The 16,678-nt window shown below is 70.3% G+C and carries 15 protein-coding genes; 7 read left to right on the forward strand and 8 right to left on the reverse strand.

Translation table 11 applies throughout. The annotated features are described in order from the left end of the window. The coding region (locus AB0J09_RS17975) for an MFS transporter (RefSeq protein ID WP_360691632.1) at positions 1-338 on the reverse strand (338 nt) is incomplete at its 3' end. Further along, a complete protein-coding gene (locus AB0J09_RS17980; protein ID WP_360691634.1) occupies positions 335-751 on the reverse strand; it encodes a thioesterase family protein in 417 nt (138 codons plus the stop codon). The genes AB0J09_RS17975 and AB0J09_RS17980, both read right to left, overlap by 4 nt. Before the next feature lie 109 nt (positions 752-860). Between AB0J09_RS17980 and AB0J09_RS17985 the strand changes: the two genes are divergently transcribed. Both AB0J09_RS17985 and AB0J09_RS17990 read left to right on the forward strand, forming a co-directional pair. After that, entirely contained in the window at positions 861-1,760 is a 900-nt protein-coding gene (locus AB0J09_RS17985; protein WP_360691637.1) for an SDR family oxidoreductase, read from the forward strand. Position 1,761: 1 nt separating this feature from the next. Beyond that, positions 1,762-2,604 carry a MaoC/PaaZ C-terminal domain-containing protein gene (locus tag AB0J09_RS17990; protein ID WP_360691640.1) on the forward strand — a complete coding sequence of 281 codons (843 nt, stop codon included), beginning with the start codon at positions 1,762-1,764 and terminating at the stop codon, positions 2,602-2,604. On the opposite strand, the gene AB0J09_RS17995 is transcribed toward AB0J09_RS17990, so the two are convergent. Next, positions 2,582-3,193 carry a TetR/AcrR family transcriptional regulator gene (locus AB0J09_RS17995; RefSeq protein WP_360691643.1) on the reverse strand — a complete coding sequence of 204 codons (612 nt, stop codon included), beginning with the start codon at positions 3,191-3,193 and terminating at the stop codon, positions 2,582-2,584. The two genes, AB0J09_RS17990 and AB0J09_RS17995, sit on opposite strands and share 23 nt — an antisense overlap. A 101-nt stretch (positions 3,194-3,294) precedes the next feature. On the opposite strand from AB0J09_RS17995, the gene AB0J09_RS18000 reads away from it, so the two are divergent. Next, positions 3,295-4,449, forward strand: a complete 1,155-nt coding sequence (locus tag AB0J09_RS18000; protein WP_360691646.1) for an acyl-CoA dehydrogenase family protein — start codon at positions 3,295-3,297, stop codon at positions 4,447-4,449. A gap of 4 nt (positions 4,450-4,453) precedes the next feature. Next, positions 4,454-6,580, forward strand: a complete 2,127-nt coding sequence (locus AB0J09_RS18005) for an acetate--CoA ligase family protein (RefSeq protein WP_360691649.1) — start codon at positions 4,454-4,456, stop codon at positions 6,578-6,580. 6 nt (positions 6,581-6,586) lie between these two features. On the opposite strand, the gene AB0J09_RS18010 is transcribed toward AB0J09_RS18005, so the two are convergent. The 4 genes from AB0J09_RS18010 to AB0J09_RS18025 all read right to left on the reverse strand — a co-directional run bounded on the left by AB0J09_RS18010 (position 6,587) and on the right by AB0J09_RS18025 (position 9,643). Then, positions 6,587-7,741, reverse strand: coding sequence for an ATP-binding protein (locus AB0J09_RS18010; RefSeq protein ID WP_360691652.1), 1,155 nt, complete (start codon positions 7,739-7,741; stop codon positions 6,587-6,589). A gap of 149 nt (positions 7,742-7,890) precedes the next feature. Beyond that, complete coding sequence (locus AB0J09_RS18015; protein ID WP_360691654.1) at positions 7,891-8,520, reverse strand: response regulator transcription factor; 630 nt, start codon at positions 8,518-8,520, stop codon at positions 7,891-7,893. Between the two features lie 164 nt (positions 8,521-8,684). Next, positions 8,685-8,936 carry an SCO4226 family nickel-binding protein gene (locus AB0J09_RS18020; protein ID WP_360691656.1) on the reverse strand — a complete coding sequence of 84 codons (252 nt, stop codon included), beginning with the start codon at positions 8,934-8,936 and terminating at the stop codon, positions 8,685-8,687. A gap of 191 nt (positions 8,937-9,127) precedes the next feature. Next, positions 9,128-9,643 (reverse strand): VOC family protein, encoded by a 516-nt coding sequence (locus AB0J09_RS18025; protein WP_360691659.1) that lies wholly within the window; start codon positions 9,641-9,643, stop codon positions 9,128-9,130. Between the two features lie 161 nt (positions 9,644-9,804). Here AB0J09_RS18025 and AB0J09_RS18030 point away from each other — a divergent pair, with 161 nt between their 5' ends. Genes AB0J09_RS18030 through AB0J09_RS18040 form a run of 3 tightly spaced genes read left to right on the forward strand, consistent with a single transcriptional unit; the run spans position 9,805 to position 12,297 of the window. Beyond that, positions 9,805-11,121: an MFS transporter gene (locus tag AB0J09_RS18030; RefSeq protein WP_360691662.1), complete on the forward strand. Its 1,317-nt coding sequence runs from the start codon at positions 9,805-9,807 to the stop codon at positions 11,119-11,121. Positions 11,122-11,141: 20 nt separating this feature from the next. Then, positions 11,142-11,267, forward strand: a complete 126-nt coding sequence (locus tag AB0J09_RS18035; RefSeq protein WP_360691665.1) for a hypothetical protein — start codon at positions 11,142-11,144, stop codon at positions 11,265-11,267. Positions 11,268-11,313: 46 nt separating this feature from the next. Then, positions 11,314-12,297: a helix-turn-helix domain-containing protein gene (locus AB0J09_RS18040; RefSeq protein ID WP_360691668.1), complete on the forward strand. Its 984-nt coding sequence runs from the start codon at positions 11,314-11,316 to the stop codon at positions 12,295-12,297. 6 nt (positions 12,298-12,303) lie between these two features. Here AB0J09_RS18040 and AB0J09_RS18045 read toward each other — a convergent pair whose 3' ends face one another. Continuing rightward, complete coding sequence (locus tag AB0J09_RS18045) at positions 12,304-16,500, reverse strand: carboxypeptidase regulatory-like domain-containing protein (protein ID WP_360691670.1); 4,197 nt, start codon at positions 16,498-16,500, stop codon at positions 12,304-12,306. Positions 16,501-16,678 lie beyond the last annotated feature (178 nt).

Below are 16,678 nucleotides of genomic sequence, written 5' to 3' on the forward strand. Positions count from 1 at the left end.
CCGACCATCGCGGCCGAGCCCGCCGCGCCGGCCAGGGCCAGCAGCGCGATCACCGCCCACGTCTGGCCGACGACCGCGACCCCGGCGAACAGCACGGCGGCCAGCCCCACCCCCGTGCCCAGGACCAGCCGTTCGCCGTGCCGGTCGGCCAGCGCGCCCCAGGCGACGAGCGCCACCAGAATGCCGATGGCGGGGGCGTTCGCGATGATGCCCGCCACCGGCAACGGAACACCGAAATGTCGCTGTATTTCTGGCATGACGAGGGGCAGGCCGAAGAGTCCTAAGGTGACGCTGGCGTGTGCGTTGACACCCAGCGCCAGCATCAGCCAGCGCCTCACGAGAAGCGTTTGAGGTAGGACAGTTCGCCCTCGGTGAGCCTGCGCGGGCCGGCCCGCTCGACGTCGTAGGCCGCGAGGACCGACCTGGCGGTGACGAACACCTCGTGGTCGTCGCGGATCTCGTACTGGAGCGAGAACCGCACCGCCCTGACCTCGGTCACCCACGTCTCGACCCGCACCGGGTCGGCGCGGAAGCCGAGCGGGCGGCGGTAATCGATTTCGTGGCGGGTCACCACGAGGCCCTTGAACGGCTCCTCGCCCGCGTTGTACGGATCGATATGGAACATCCCGAAGCGCGCGTCCTCGAGGTAGTCAAGGAAACGCACGTTGTTCACGTGGCCCTGGGAGTCGATGTCGGCGAATCGCACCGTCCGGGGGTAGACGTGTCGCTGGGGCTGGAAACGTTCAACCACGTCCGCCACCGTACCCGCCCCGGACATGTAGGGATGCGTCAGGATTACCCTATCATTTCTAGATTTTAATACTAGAATTGAGTTCGCAACCCAAGGATCGAGGTGTCAGATGAGCGGGATCGTCGAAGGTCGCGTGGTGATCGTCACGGGAGCGGGCAGGGGCATCGGGCGGGGACACGCGCTCGAGTTCGCCAGACAGGGCGCGAAGGTGGTGGTCAACGACCTGGGGGCGGAGGTCGACGGCACCGGCACGTCCGCGGCGGCGGCCGAGGTGGTGGCGGAGATCGAGGCCATGGGCGGCCAGGCCGTCGTCAACGGCGAGGACGTCTCCGACTTCGACGGCGCGGAGCGGCTGGTGCGCTCGGCCATCGACCACTTCGGCGGCCTGGACGTGCTGGTCAACAACGCCGGCATCCTGCGCGACCGGATGCTGGTCAACATGACCGCCGACGAGTGGGACGCCGTGATCAGGGTGCACCTGCGCGGCACGTTCGCGCCGCTGCGCCATGCCGCGGCCTACTGGCGGGCCAGGGCCAAGGCGGGCGAGCCGGTGGATGCCCGGATCATCAACACGACGTCGTCCTCCGGCATCTACGGCAACCCCGGACAAGGGAACTACGGCGCCGCCAAAGCCGGCATCGCGGGACTGACCGTGATCGCGGCGAAGGAGCTGGAGCGGTACGGCGTGACCGTGAACGCGGTCGCCCCCGCCGCACTCACCCGGATGACCTCCGGCTTGATGCCTGCCGGCGCGACCGGCGCCGACCCCGACGACATCGCACCGCTCGTGGTCTGGCTGGCCAGCACGGAGGCCCGGGGGATCACCGGGCGGGTGTTCAACGTGCGCGCGGGCGTGATCAGCGTGGCCGAGGGCTGGCACGCGGGTCCCGGCGTCGACAAGGGCTCGCGGTGGGATCCGGCCGAGCTGGGCTCGGTCATCCCCGCGCTGGTCGAGAAGGCCGCGCCGAACGCGCTGACCAACGGCCGCATCCCAGGACGGGAGGACTGACATGGCACTCGACCACGGCCTGGTCGGTGTCGAGGGTCCCGCCTACGAGCGCACGTGGACCGCCAAGGACACCATGCTGTACGCGCTCGGCGTCGGGGCGGGGACGTCCGAGCTGGAGTTCGCGACGGAGAAGGGGCAGCGGGTGCTGCCGACGTTCGCGGTGCTGGCGGCGCAGGCTCCGAGGCGGCCGCTGGGCGACTTCGACCCGGCCATGCTGGTCCACGCGGAGCAGGCGTTCGAACTGCACCGGGAGCTGCCGCCGGCCGGGAGCGTACGGACGACCTCCAAGGTGACGGGGATCTACGACAAGGGCTCAGGGGCGCTGGTCACCTCGTCGGCCACCGCCGTGGACCTGCGTACCGGTGAGCCGCTGATCACCTCGCGGAGCGCGGTGTTCATCAGGGGCGAGGGCGGTTTCGGCGGGGATCGCGGGCCCCGCGACCCGTGGACGCTTCCCGATCGGGCGCCCGACCACAAGGTGACGTACCCTACGCGGCCGGAGCAGGCGCTGATCTACCGGCTGTCAGGCGATTACAACCCCTTGCACAGTGATCCCGAGTTCGCGGCCAGGGCCGGGTTCGACCGGCCGATCCTGCACGGGCTGTGCACGTACGGGGTGACGGGGCGGGCGCTGCTGCACGTGGTGGCGGGGTCGGATCCCGCCCGGTTCCGGGCCATGTCGGGGAGGTTCACCAGCCCGGTCTTCCCTGGGGAGTCGCTTACCGTGTCGATCTGGGTGGACGGGGCGGAGGTGCTGTTCAGGACGGCCAAGGACGACGGGACAGTCGTGCTCGACCGGGGGCGCGCGACAGTCAGTGAGGTCAGTCCTCTTCCAGGACCTTGAGGGGGTCGAGGCGGCGGATCAGCGTCATGGCCGCCTCGATGACCTCCTGCGCGTCCTCCTCCGTATCGGAGGTGGCGACCTCTCGCGCCGCCTCCCCGATGATGCTCGTCAGCACCGCCACGGTGAACCGGTCGAGGGGGTCCCCACCGGCCCCCAGCAGCACGGCGTTCTGGCGTACCCACTCCCGGCCACGGGTGCGGCGGATCAGCTCGAACCCCGGCGGGCCATCCCCCTCGATGAACAACCTGACCAGGTCGCGCCGCTGCCAGGCCCCGGCGAGGTACGCGCGCGCCCCGGCGATCAGCAGCTCGACGGGATCGCTCACGCCCTCCTTCTTGGCCTTGGCCACGCTGGAGGCCGACGCCTCCTCGTGCGCTGCCTGGTGGTCCTCGTACAGGGCCAGGAACAGCTCGGTCTTGCCGCCGAAGTGGTGGTAGAGGCTCCCGACGCTGGACCCGGCGCGGGCGACCACCTCGGAGACGTTGGCCTCGGCGAAGCCGTGCTCGCCGAAGACCTCGCGAGCCGCCTGCAGCATGCTTTTGCGGGTCTGGGCCGTACGGCTCCACTCCCACGAGGACTTACGTGCCACGCGCCGATTATAGCCCGGCAAATTCTAGAATCAGATTCTTGACAGTTCGGCACTGAAGCTAGGAATCTTTTCCTAGAGACTCATTCTAGAAAGGCGAGTCGATGGACTTCTCGCTCAGCTCCGAGGAACGCCAGATCCGCGACACCGTACGGTCCTTCGTCGAGAAGGAGGTCATGCCGCTGGAGCCCGAGGTCCTGCGCAACGAGCGCGAGGGCCGTCCCGCGCTGGACCCCGAGGCCCTGCGCGACCTGCGGGCCAAGGCCAGGAAGTCGGGCTTCTGGGGCATCAACACGCCCGAGGAGTACGGCGGCGCGGCCCTCGGCCCGGTCATGTCCGCGATCATCATCATGGAGCTGGGCAGGACCTTCGTACCGTTCTCGTTCGGCGGCAGCGCCGACAACATCCTGTACGCGGGCACGGAGGAGCAGAAGCGGCGCTACCTGATCCCGACCATCGAGGGCGAGCGCCGTTCCTGCTTCGCGATCACCGAGCCCGGCGCGGGGTCCGACGCCCGCAACATCCGCACCAAGGCCACCCGCGACGGCAGCGAGTGGATCATCAACGGCGAGAAGACGTTCATCACGAACGGGAGCGAGGCGGACTTCGTCATGGTGTTCGCCGTGGCCGAGGAGCACGGCGTCACCTGCTTCCTGGTGGACAGGGACATGGGCTGGAGGTCCGAGCCGATTCCGACCATGGGCGAGTGGGGACCGGCGTCGCTGGTGTTCGAGGACGTACGGGTACCGGAAGAGAACATCCTGGGCGAGCTGGGCAAGGGCTTCGAGCTGGCCATGCAGTGGATCGGGCAGGGCCGCTACATGATCCCCGCCCGGGCCATCGGCTCGGCCGAGCGCATGCTCCAGATGGCCGTCGACTACGCCAAGATCCGCAAGTCCATGGGGCAGACGATCTCGGAGTACCAGGCCATCCAGTGGATGATCGCCGACTCCCAGGTGGAGATCGAGGCGGCGAAGTGGCTGACGTTGTACGCCGCCTGGCGCGTGCAAGAAGGCATGGACGCCCGGCACGCCTCCTCGATCGCCAAGCTCAACGGTGCCGTGATGGCGAACCAGGTGGTGGACCGGGTGCTGCAGATCCACGGCGGCATGGGGTACACCAAGGAGTTGCCGATCGAGCGGTGGTACCGCGAGCTGCGGCTACTGCGGATCTTCGAGGGCACCGACGAGATCCAGCGGCGCACGATCGCACGCAACCTCATCAAGGGACACGCCAAGCTCGGGCTCATCGGGGAGTGATCGCATGTCGGTCGGGGCACTGTTCAATCCGCGCTCGATCGCCCTGGTCGGGGCCACGGACAAGTCGGGATGGTCGATCAGCACGCTGGCCAACCTGCGCACGCACGGCTTCTCCGGGCCCGTCCACCTGGTCAACCCGCGTGGCGGCGTCGTGCACGGCTCGCCTGCCTTCCGGAGCCTGACGGAGATTCCCACGCCGGTCGATCTGGCGTACGTCATGGTGCCGACGGCCGCCGTGCTGGGGGTGCTGCGTGAAGGGGCGAAGCTGGGGATCCGGTGTTACGTGATCCTGACGGCCGGGTTCGGGGAGGCCGGGGAGGAGGGGGCGCGGCTGGAGTCCGAAATTTCGGCTTTTGCTGCGGAAAATGAGCTTACGATCCTTGGGCCGAACGGCAACGGGTACATCAACGCCGCCTCCTCCGTGACCCCGTACGGGCTGCCCATCCCCCCGCCGCTGCTGCGCGGGGCCGTCGGCGTGGTGCTGCAGAGCGGCGCGCTGGCCAGCTCGGTCCTGGCGTTCGCGCAGGCGCGCAACGTCGGCATCAGCCTGCTCACCTCGATGGGCAACGAGAGCGTCGTCACCGTCACCGACGTGGTCGACCACCTGGTGGACGATCCGGCGACCAAGGTCATCGCGCTCTTCCTCGAGACCATCAGGAATCCGGCCGAGTTCTCCCGGGTGGCCCGGCGGGCGCTGGTGGCGGGGAAGCCGATCGTGGCGCTCAAGATCGGCCGCAGCAAGCTGGCCTCACACACCGCGCAGGCGCACACAGGGGCGCTCGTGGGCGACGACGACGTCATCGACGCCGCGCTACGTGGGCTCGGCGTGATCAGGGTGCGTTCGCTGGAAGACCTCATCATCACGTCCGGGCTGCTCGCCTCCTGCGGGCCGCTGCCCGGGCGGCGCGTCGGGGTCGTCACCCCTTCGGGCGGGGCCTCGGAGATCATCGCGGACCGGGCCGAGGACGAAGGGCTGGAACTGCCGGCGTTCGCATCCGAGACGGTGGCGCGGCTGGCGGAGATCGTGCCGTCCTTCGGCACCGTGCAGAACCCGCTCGACGTCACCGGGTACGTCCTCATCGACCGCACCCTGCTCGGCCGCGCGCTGGAGGTGGTGACCGCCGACCCGGGAATCGACCTGATCATGCTGCTGTCAGAGCTCCCTCGCGTCGCACCCCCCGATCCCGCGCCCGTCTTCGCCCTCTACTCGGCCAACGCCCGGCGGATCGCCACCTCCCCTGTGCCTGTCGTGGTGGTGAGCAACGTGCTGACGGACGTGACGGAGTTCGGGCGGCAGGTGCAGGAGGAAACGGGGTTCCCGTACGTGGTGGGCGGGATAGAGCACGGGCTGCACGCCATCGGGGCGGCGGTCCGCTGGTCCGAGGCCCACGCCCGCGCCCTGGCCACCCGTCCCGCTCCCCCGCCGCCTTCCGGGAGTGCCGTTGCGGGAGGCGCGGGTCAACGTGAGGGGGCCGAACAGCGCGTGTGGGCCGAGCATCGTGCCGCCGCTCTCCTCGCCTCGGCCGGGCTGCCGGTGGTGCCCTCCGCCCTGGCGCACGCGGAGTCCGAGGCGGTGGCGGCGGCCGATCGGTTCGGGTATCCGGTGGTGCTCAAGCTCGCCGCCGAAGGACTCGGGCACAAGAGCGACATCGGCGGCGTCCGGCTCGGGGTGGCGGGGCCCGAGGCGGTGCGGGACGCGTACCGGGAGCTGACCGCCGCGGCGGCGGCCCCGGACCCTGACCTGGTGGCAGGGGTCCTGGTCCAGCCGCAGCGCAGCGGTGGGGTCGAGTTGCTCGTGGGCATCGTGCGCGACCCCGCCTGGGGGCTCACGCTGGCCGTCGGGCTGGGCGGGGTCTGGGTGGAGGTGCTGCGTGACGCGGCGCTGAGGGTGCTCCCGGTGGACGCCGGGGAGGTACGTACGGCGCTCTCCGAACTGCGCGGCGCGGCGCTGCTGAACGGCGCCAGGGGCGGCGAGCCCGTGGACCTGGACGCGGTAGCCGAGGTCGTGGCGCGGATCGCCGCCTTCGCGGAAGCGCTGGGCGACGACCTGGAGTCCCTGGAGATCAACCCGCTCCTGGCAAGGGGTTCCCGCGTCGAAGCCCTGGACGCCCTGGTGACCTGGCGAGCGTAGCCTGCCTCAGCTGAGCGGGATCCGTACCGACACGTGGGTGCCCTCCCCCGGCGCCGCCTCGACGCCGGCCTCCCCACCGACGGAGGCCACCCGTTCGATGATCGACCGCGAGATCCCCAGCCCCGGCGGCCGCTCCGCCATGTCGAACCCCCGCCCGTGATCGAGCACGCTCAACGTCACCACGCCCGCCCGGCTCTCCGCCCACACGACGGCGTGCCCGACGCCCGCGTGCTTGGCCACGTTCGTCAGGGCCTCGCGTAACGCTCCGGCCAGCGCATCCGCGATCTCGCACGGAATCCGGTCCCGGTCCGGGGAGGCCCGTAATCGGCTGGCGTTGAACTCCACGTGCAGCCCACGCCCGACCGCCTGCCGTACCACCGCTTCCAGGGCCGCCAGCACGTCCTCCTCCGGGTCGCCGTCGTCGCCCCGCAGGTAGGCACGCAACCACTGCGACTCCTCCGCGACCTGCGCCCGCACACCCCCGTCGGCGATCCACCCGTCCCTGACCAGCGCCTCCAGCGTCTGCAGGATCCGGTCGTGCAGGACGCGCGCGGTCCTGGCCCGCTCGCGCTCCTCCGAGAGCTGCGCGGTACGCAGCACCTCCTCCGCCCTGGCGAGGTCGAGGTCCCGGGCGTTGCGGGTCAGGACCCTGGCCACGTAGGAGGCCATGGCGGCGTTCGTCGACATGCCCGCCACGTGCGGCAGGGCCGTCCACCAGGGCTCGTCCGTGCCCAGGATGTCGCCGAGCAGGAACGCACCACCCAGCGCGGCGGTCCAGGCGGCCACCACCGGGATCGTGCGGAAAGAAATGCCGACCATCACCGCGACGAGCAGCACGTACGGCAGCACGCTGGCCGGCCAGCGGTCGGCCCCCAGCTCCCGGGCACACCACGGAATGACCGGGCACGCCACGACGACGATCGCGTAGTCGATGACCAGCAGCGCACGGGACGGGAGCACCTTGCGCACGCCGGACAGCACGCAGATCACCAAGCTGCTCAGCAGCAGAAGTACCACCACGATGGGCAGCGGCCAGACCCCAGCCCAGCGCGGGTCGTCGATCAGCTCGAGCGACCCGCACAGGACCAGCGCGCCCAGCCGGACAGCGATCATCGTGACGGCGCGCGTACGCTCGATCCTGCTGACCGCGGACTGCTCCACCCCACCCACGCTGGTCTGCCCAGACCTCGACCGCTCGTCCTGGCCTGCCCCAGACCACTCATCCCCACCGGTCCCCAACGGCCCGGCCGGGGACCGCCCGCCTCCGTCTCCTCCGGACCGCCCGTCCTCGCCCATCGGGACCTGTCCGGTCATGGCTGATGGCGGCGTTCGAGGCGGTCCAGGGCCGCGCGGGTGAGCTGGGCCTTGTTGCCGATCTGGAGCTTGGTCCTGATCCGCTCGACGTAGGTGTCCACGGTGGCCTTGCTGATGTCCATCCGGCGGGCGATCTGGGCGTGGGTGAAGCCCTGGGCGATGTAAGCGAGCGTCTCCTCCTCCCTGGCCGACAGGCGCGGCGGGCCGACCTCGGAGGCCGGGGAGTCGAGCTCGTTCTGCAGGATGTCGGCCAGCCCCGCCGACAGGTAGAAGCCGCCGGAGGCGACGGTACGGACGGCGTTCACGATGAGCTCGGCCGGGGCGTCCTTGGTGACGTACCCGTTGGCGCCCGACCGGATGGCGGCGAGCACGTCGGCGGGACGGCCGGAGGCCGAGACGACCAGCACCCTGGTGATCGCCGACAGCTCCCTGATCTCGGCCACGCAGGGCTCGCCGGTGGACAGGTACAGGTCGAGGATCAGCACGTCGTGATCAAGGTCGGAGCCGCGCAGGTCACCGATCCCCGCGCCCTGGAGCACGACTTTGAGGTCGTCGAACCGGTGGAGCAGGTATTCCAGGCCATGGCGGATGAGCTCGTGGTCGTCGATCACCGCGATGCGAATCACGTCGTGTTCCCCTGAGGGCTGTGAACGTGGCGGCATGCCGGTAAGCGTGAACATGGGCATGCAGGGCCGACAAGTCCCATAAAAGTACTACAAACTCAGGACAAGACCATTTGACGGACAGCAAGAACGGGCGACCGATGGCCGCCCATTCGATCCGTGTCCGGCTACCCCACCTCGACCGGCAGTTCGTAGATCTCCGCCGTGGGATGCCCGGCCTGCTCGTGCACGCGCAGCACCGCCTCCTTGGACGGGCCGGACGACAGGCAGAACACCTTGCCGGACTCGGGGTCCATCCAGGCGTGCTCGAAATGCACGCCCTCGGCGTCCTCCATCGCCAGGTCACGCTCATGCGCCTCACGCAGCTGCTCCTCCGTGACGCCCACGAACCCGCTGTGCACGTCCATGAACCTCGCCATCGCGACCCCCTCCTCTTGCCTGTGCCTTTCGAGGGAAAGGCGCTCCATCGCGTGCCATCCCCGCCACACGGTCAACCAATCAATCAGCGACCGCCGAGGATGCCCGTGCTAGCTGCACCGCCCCGCCCCGGCAAGTGCCGCGCCCGAGGCGTGAGCTAACACTCTCGAGCCCAGCGCACGGCGGGAAGGGCTCAAGGGCTAGGTATGCCGTTGCCGTTTCTCCCCAGGCCGGCCAGCACCTCCTCCAGGGCCGGGCGGGTCTCGCCGGGCCCGCGGGGCCCCGGCTGGGCGAGCTGGATCAGGACGCCGTGGGCCTCCTTCGGGTGCAGGAACACCTCCCGCCAGCGGGGATCCACCTGATTGAGGCCGTGGAGGCGGTAGCCGCGGGCGGTCAGCATGGTGACGGCCGCCGACAGGTCGTCAACGTGGAAGTTCAGGTGGTGGACGCCGCCCCGGCCCCTGGTGAGCTCGAAGAAGCTGTCGAAGAACGTCGATCCGGCCAGTGGCTCCATGAGCTCGACCTTGCCGCCGTTGGGATATGTGAGCTGCAACGTGCGATAACCGGCGACCCGGTTGTCGCCACCACCGCCCAGGTGCCGGCCGCCGAGCAGGTCGCGGTAGATCGGCAGCAGGTCCCTGATCCGGGGAGCGGCCACGGCCGTGTGGTCGAAGGAGACTTCGAGGCCGTCGAGTTCGAGGTCCAACACGCCACTCCTTACTCAAGGATGATCCTAGAATTTCATTCTAGCCACTGGCCGCGGGCTCACTCTTGACGCCGGGCTCAGTGAGGGGCAGCATCACAGAAATGAATTCTAGAGCTTACTTCTAGAACCATTGACGGGGGATCCAGCCCACAGAAAGGCTAGCCATGAGGCTGTCCTACGTCCGCGAGCTCGACGAATACCCCACCGGCGCCCGACGCATGAAGATCCTCACGATGGCCGTGCTGGCCATTCTCATTGGCTCCTACGAAGGCCAGATCGCACCAGTCGTGCCCCTCCTGCTCAAAGATCTCAACATGTCGCTGGCCACGTACGGCGCCGTGTCGGGCACCGCGGCAGTGGCCGGGGCGATCGCCTCCATCCTGGGCGGCAGGCTCACCGACCGGATCGGCCGGGTGCGGCTGCTCATCCCGCTCATGGCCCTGACGGCCGTGTGCTGCTTCGCCATGACGCTCGTGCAGAGCCCGCGCGACCTGCTGATCGCGAGGATCGTGCTCGCCTTCGTGGACGGTGTGGCCATGGCCAGCACCGCGCCGCTGATCCGCGACTTCTCACCGCGCCTCGGGCGGGCTCAGGCCTTCGGCTTCTGGACCTGGGGCCCCGTCGGCGCGAACTTCCTGGCCGCGGCCATCGCGGGCTTGACCCTGCCGATCTTCAACGACTCGTGGCGCTCGCAGTTCGTCATCATGGGCTGCTTCTCGCTCGTCATTTCGGCGGTCATCGCGTTCAACATCGCGGACCTGTCTCCCGAGCTGCGGGCCAGGATCCAGCACACCGAGCGGGACGCCGCTCAGGTCGTGGACCTCACCAAGCCCGCGCGCATGCGCTCACTCTTCGCCAGGCGGAACATCTGGGCGCACGTCATCGGCATCTCGCTGTGGCTGGTGCTCTACATCACGCTGTCGCTCTTCGGGCAGACGATGCTGGTCGGCGCGCTTGGAATCAGCAGTGCTCAGGCATCCACGATCATGGCGGCGTTCTGGAGTCTCAATCTGATCACGCTGATCGTAACAGGCCGCCTGTCCGACCGGACCCAGCTGCGCAAGCCGTTCTCCCTCGGCGGAACGATCGCCGCCGTCCTCGTCACCGCCTACCTCGCCGTCTCCCTCGGCCAGGAAGACGTCTCCACCGGCACGCTCATGGTGGTCGGCGCGCTGCTCGGCGGCTCGCTCGGGGTGGCGTACGCGCCCTGGATGGCCAACTACTCCGAGGACGCGGAGGACGCCGACCCGCGGCTGCAGGGCACCGCGTGGGGGCTGTTCGGGTTCCTCTCCAAGGCCATCGCGGTGGTCGGGCTCCTGGTGATCCCGCACGTGGTGGAGGCGACGAACTGGCAGACGTGGCTGTTCGTGGCGCTGGGCTGTCTCGTGCTGTTCATCCCCGCGATCGTGCTGTTCAACGGGCCCTGGCGGCGCCCCACCCGCACGCCCGTCCCAGTCGCCCTCGGCGAGGCCGAAGGGTGACCGAGCCGTCCGCGTAGCTGGTGCCGACCCGGAAGAACGGCAGCACGGAGATCATCCCCGACCCGGGCGCGGCCGGCGACGTGCCGGCCGCCTCGGAGGCCACCTGGCGGGCGCTGCCGGGATGCCTTAACAGGCGGGTCATGTGACTCCTCTAGCATCTCCCCGGAGCCGGGCGGGGAGCGAGGAGTCATCGTGCTCGAGGTGCTGGGAGTCGATCACTGGGGCGAGGAAGCGTACCTGGCGCTGGTGGGAGGTGGCCCGCTCACGGAGAACGAGCTGGCCGGGATGACCACCGTCGAGCCGGATGTCCTCGGCAAGGTGTTACAGCGGCTGGAGGACCGCGGGCTGATCAGCCGCGTGCCCGGCCAGCCCGTACGGTACGCCGCCCTGCCGCCGGAGCCCGCCATCGAGGTGCTGCTGCTGGCCCGCGAACGCGACATCGAACGCGTCCGCGCACTGGCCCAGCACCTGGGCGAGCGGCACCGCAGGGAACGCTCCGGCCGGGACGCCGCCGAGCTGATCGAGGTGATCTCGGGGCCCGATGCCGTGGCCCGGTGTGGCCAGCAGCTCCTGCGGCGGGCCAAGGACGTCATCCGGGGCATCGACGCCCCGCCGTACGCGCAGGCGGCCGAGGGCGCCGAGATCTCCTCCACCGCGAATGTCACCGACCGCGGCGTCCGGCGGCGCTTCATCCACGAACGCGGCATGCTGCGGGTGGACGGACAGGCCGAGAAGATCGAGCGCGGCGTGGCCGCCGGTGAAGAGGTGCGGATCTTCCCGAACGTGCCGATGAAGATGATCCTCTCCGACGACGACCTCGCGCTGATCCCGCTGCGTGCCACGCCCAGGGTGCTCGACTCCTGCATCCTGGTGCATCCCTCCTCCCTGCTGGACGCTCTGTCCACGCTGTTCGAGATGTTGTGGGCGCAGGCGCAGCCGTTCGCGGCGGTGGCCGAGGAGGTGCGCGGCGGTGACCCGCCACTCAGCGAGGTCGAGCGGCGGATCGTATCCCTGCTCGCGCACGGGCTGTCGGACGAGGCGATCGCCCGGCAGCTCGGCATCGGCTACCGGACCGTGCAGCGGCGGATCCAGGCACTGATGGCCCGGCTGTCCGCGACGAGCCGGTTCCAGGCAGGTGTGCTGGCGGCTCGCCGCGGGTGGTGGGACCCGTCCTAGGGGTTCTTACGGACTCAGGGTGAAGTCCTTGACCACGGTGTCGCCGCCGCTGACCCCGACCGTCCCGGTGGCCGTGCCGTAGCCCGCCATGGTCACCGTGATCCGCACCGGCCCGGCGCCGCGCTCCAGCCAGACGTCGTACCGGCCGTCCGCCCCGGTCACCACGGTCTGCTTGCCGCGCGCGTACTCCAGCCGTACCGACGCCCCGGCAAGCGGCCCGTCAGGACCGCTCACAGTCCCGGTGAGGCGGCCCCATGACTTGGGCGGCCGCACCTTCATCGTCACCGGCACGGGCTCGATCTGGTGAGGGGAGTCGGTCAGCAGCGTCACCGCCGCCGTGTACTCGCTGAGCATACTCGTCGTACGCCGGTCCGCGTCGAGCGTCACGGTCACCGTGGTGCTCTGCCCCGGCCGCAGCTCCGTCCTGGCCGCCCGAGCCGACAGCCACGGCACGTCGGCGTGCGGCTGGTCGTAGCCGGGCAGCCGCCGTACCGTGCCGACCGGCAGCCCCGTCGCCGCATCCGTGCCACCCACCAGGTAGAAGCCGGTGGCCCCGGCTGCGCCGACCATCGCGGCGTCGGCGTTGGGCAGCGGGCTCCAGGAGTTCGCCGCCGGGTCGTAGGCGAAGCCCTCGTTGGTGACGGCCCCGATCCCGTAGCTGAAGCCGGTCGAGATCAGCAACTTGCCGTTGGCCACCGCGTACGCCGATCCCGCCAGGTCCAGCGGCAGATCCGCGATCGGCGACCAGGCGTTGGCCTTGGGGTCGTAGGCGTAGGCGTCGGCCGAGGTGCCGCCCCCGTTCATGCCGCCCGCGCAGTACAGCCTGCCGTCGATCCCGCCGCAGGCCAGCCGGGAGATGCCCACCGGGTACGACGCCGCCTTGGACCACTTGTCGGCCGCCGGGTCGTACACCATCACCTCCTTGTTCGCGCAGTTCTCCGCGCCCATGCCCACCATGTAGCAGCCGCCGACCACGTACAGCCTGCCGTCGAGCGTGGCGTACCCGGACGAGCCGAACGGGGACGGGTTGGGCGCGAGCTCCTTCCACGTGCCGGTCCCTGGGTCGTAGGCCTCGGTGGCCGCCACGGTGGCGCCGGTGGAGTCGCGGCCGGAGGTGACGTAGAGCCGATCGCCGATGAAGCCGGCGGCCGGGCTCCAGCGCCGGTACCACGGGCTGGTCAGCTTCGTCCAGGCGCCGGTCTCCGGGTCGTAGGAGGAGAACGTGTTGGAGAACAGCGTCCCCTGCCCGGTGGAGCCGAGCCCGGCGTAGAGCTTGCCGTCGTGCGTGGCGGCGATCATGCCGGTGCTCACCTCGGGCAGTTCGGCCACCGGCTGCCAGGCGGTGCCCGGCTGCGGCGGCGTGCCGCCTCTGCCCTTGTAGGTGCCGCCGGTCCTGCCCAGGTCCGCGGGCGGCACCTGGACCCTGCTGACGGCGGCGCCGTCCCCGGTCTTGACCGGTCCCGGGCGCTCACCCAGTTCGAAGGCGGTCGTGGTGGTGCCGGTGTTGCGCACCGTGAAGGTGAGCCGGTCCTGCTCGCCCCAGGTCACGTCGGCCGAGAGCGCGGCGGGGGCGGCGGTGAGCCGGCCGGTGCCGAGCTTGAAATCGGCCCGCGTGACGGCGCCCGAGACGACGTTCAGCTTCCGGGTCTGGGCCGGGTAGCCGAACGCCGCCTTCTCCGCGGTGACCGCCTGCCGGCCCGTCTCCGGGGAGAACAGCCAGTACACCCCGTCGCCGATAGCCTGGTCCTCCGGCGTGGCCACGCTGATGGCACGGTTCCCGCCGGTCGTCACGGTCGCGCCGACCACGCCGTCGTCGGTGCTGGCGTCGGTCACCCGGCCCGCCAGCAGCCCGCCCGGCTCCGCCTTGAACACGCGGGTGCCGACGGCCACCTTGTCGACCTGCCAGATGTTGCCCAGGTGGCCCACATAGTGAAAGCGCACCCGCACGTCGCTCTTGCCCGCGGCCAGCGCCCCGATCGGGACTGACACGTGGGCGGGCCCGGGCTGTTCCCGGGGCGAACGCCACAGCGTGGTCCAGGTCTCGCCGCCGTCCACGCTGACGTCCAGGTCGGCCTGCGGCATGTACAGCTGCTGGATGCGCGGGAAATGGGTGTCGAACTCGACGACCGGCTCCTTCTCCTGCGACAGGTCGAAGGAAGGGCTGCGCAGCTCGGTGTCCACCTCCGCCCAGCCCAGGGCGAAGTCGTCCACGATGGCGAATCCGCCGCCACCGCCGGTCTGGTTGCCGTGCCCGAGCGGGTCGTCGAACTGCCAGCCGCCCTTGTCGGTGTTGTTCTTGACCGTCCAGCCCTCGGGGGCCTCGCGGGAGTCGAACTCCTGGACGCCGCCGCCGTGGTAGGTCAGCGAGTAGCCGGGCGCGTCGGCCTTGTCCGCGTCCGGGGGCAGAGCCACATCCCGCCTCACCGCCTGCGAACCCAGCTCGACCGTCTCCGTCTTGGGGAGGTAACCCTGGTAGGCGGCGGTGACGGTGAGCTCGTACGTCTTGCCCAGCGGCAGCTTGACGCTGTACTCGCCGGTCGCCGGGTCGGTGAAGACCGGGCCGCCGGGCACGCCCTCGATCTCGATCTTGGCGTACAGCGGCCAGCCGTGGCCGCCGCCGTCCGTGACCGTGCCGGAGACGGTCTGCGCGGGCAGCGCGGTGAGGGCCACGTCGCGCGTGAGGCTCTCGCCGTCGCTCAGGGTGATCTGGGCGATCGCGCCCTGGGCATAGGCGTACGCGGCCACCGTGCCCTCGTACGTACCGGCCGGGACGGTCATCTTGTAGACGCCGCCCGCGTCGGTCGTGGCCGTGTACTGGCCCAGCGTCACCAGCGCCCCGGGGATCGCGGCCTTGGTGGTGGCGTCGGTGACCTTGCCGGTGACCGTGCCGTGCGGGCCCGCGCGGAAGGCGGCGGTGCCTTTCGGCGTGCCGATGCCGGTCGGGCCGTCGTAGCCGGTCTGGGCCACGCACAGGTACGCCGGGTCGCACTGCGGCACGGTGCCGAACTGGCACAGGCCCGCCGGGCAGCTCGCGTCGTCGCCCTTCGTGACGTCATACAGGGCGGCGGTGTTGGCGTACGGGTAGGAGTTGGCGTCGGTGTCCTGCACCGGCGTGCCGGCTACCGCGTAGATGGCGGTGACGATGGGGGAGGCCGCGCTCGTGCCGCCGTAGACCGACCAGCCCTCGTCGGAGTAGCTGTTGTAGACCGCCACGCCGGTGACCGGGTCGGCAACCGCCGAGACGTCGGCGACGGTACGGCCCTGGCAGCCGGCGTCGGTCTGGAAGGCGGGCTTGAGCGCGTACTTCGAGCAGCCCGAGCCCGTCGCGCCCCAGACCGTCGTCCCGGTTCCCTGGCTCACCCACGAGGAGTTCCACACGGTCTCCGACCAGCCGCGCTCGCTGGAGTCGCGCGTCAGCGTCGTGCCGCCCACGGAGGTCACATACGTCGAGGCGGCCGGGTACGACACGCCGTACCCCCAGTCGCCGGAGGCGGCCACGATGGCCACGCCCGGGTGGTTGTAGTGCACGTCCAGGGTGCCTTGGTCCGGGTACTCCCGGCCGGTGCCGTAGGAGTTGTTGACGAACTTGGCGCCCATGGCGACCGCCTGGTCCACCGCGGCGCCGAGGTCGTCCGGGTAGTTGGAGTCGGCCTCGACCAGCAGGAGGTTCGCACGGGGGGCGATCGCGGAGACCATGTCGAGGTCGAGCGCGATCTCACCGGCCCAGCCCGCGTCGGCCACCGGGTAGTCGGTGCCGCCGCGCTGGTCCACCTTGCGGAAGCAGCCATTCGCGGTGGTGCACGGCGGCAGGCCGTACTTCTCGCGGTAAGTGGCGAGATCCTTTTCGGCCGTGGGGGCGTCGAACGCGGCGACGACCGCGATGGTCTGGCCGGCGCCGCCGTCGGCGGGGATCTCGTAGGCGTCGATGAGGTCGGCCGGGCCATAGCCGTCCGGCGTGTCGCCCGCGGCCATGGGGGTGTCGGCCTGCTTGTCGTCGGCCGGGCGGGCGTGACGCAGGGCGAAGCAGCTGTACCTACCCTCGGCAGGCGCCTCGCACAGGGGCTGCACCCGCTCCTCTGCGGCTGTCGAGGTAGGCGTCGGGGTCGGGGTCTGGGTCTGGGTCGCCGTGGTGGCGAGCGCTGCGTGAGGGTTGAGGGTGAGTCCGGTGAGTAAGGTGCCGAGCAGGGTGAGGAGGAGGATCACGCGACCGCCGCGAGCCCGTCCGGGCCGTGGTCGTGCCGGATCGCCTAACCAGGTGCGCAAGGGTGTGCTCCCACGTACGAGGGGGTGCCGCCGGGCGGGCGCCCGCAGCGGGAATCAAAGATCCCGAAGCAAGAAAATCCGGCACTTTACACACCTGCGTCAAGATCGTCGAGTGGGC

Origin of the sequence: Nonomuraea sp. NPDC049784 (assembly GCF_040659615.1) — a bacterium.
Taxonomy (GTDB): Bacteria; Actinomycetota; Actinomycetes; order Streptosporangiales; family Streptosporangiaceae; genus Nonomuraea.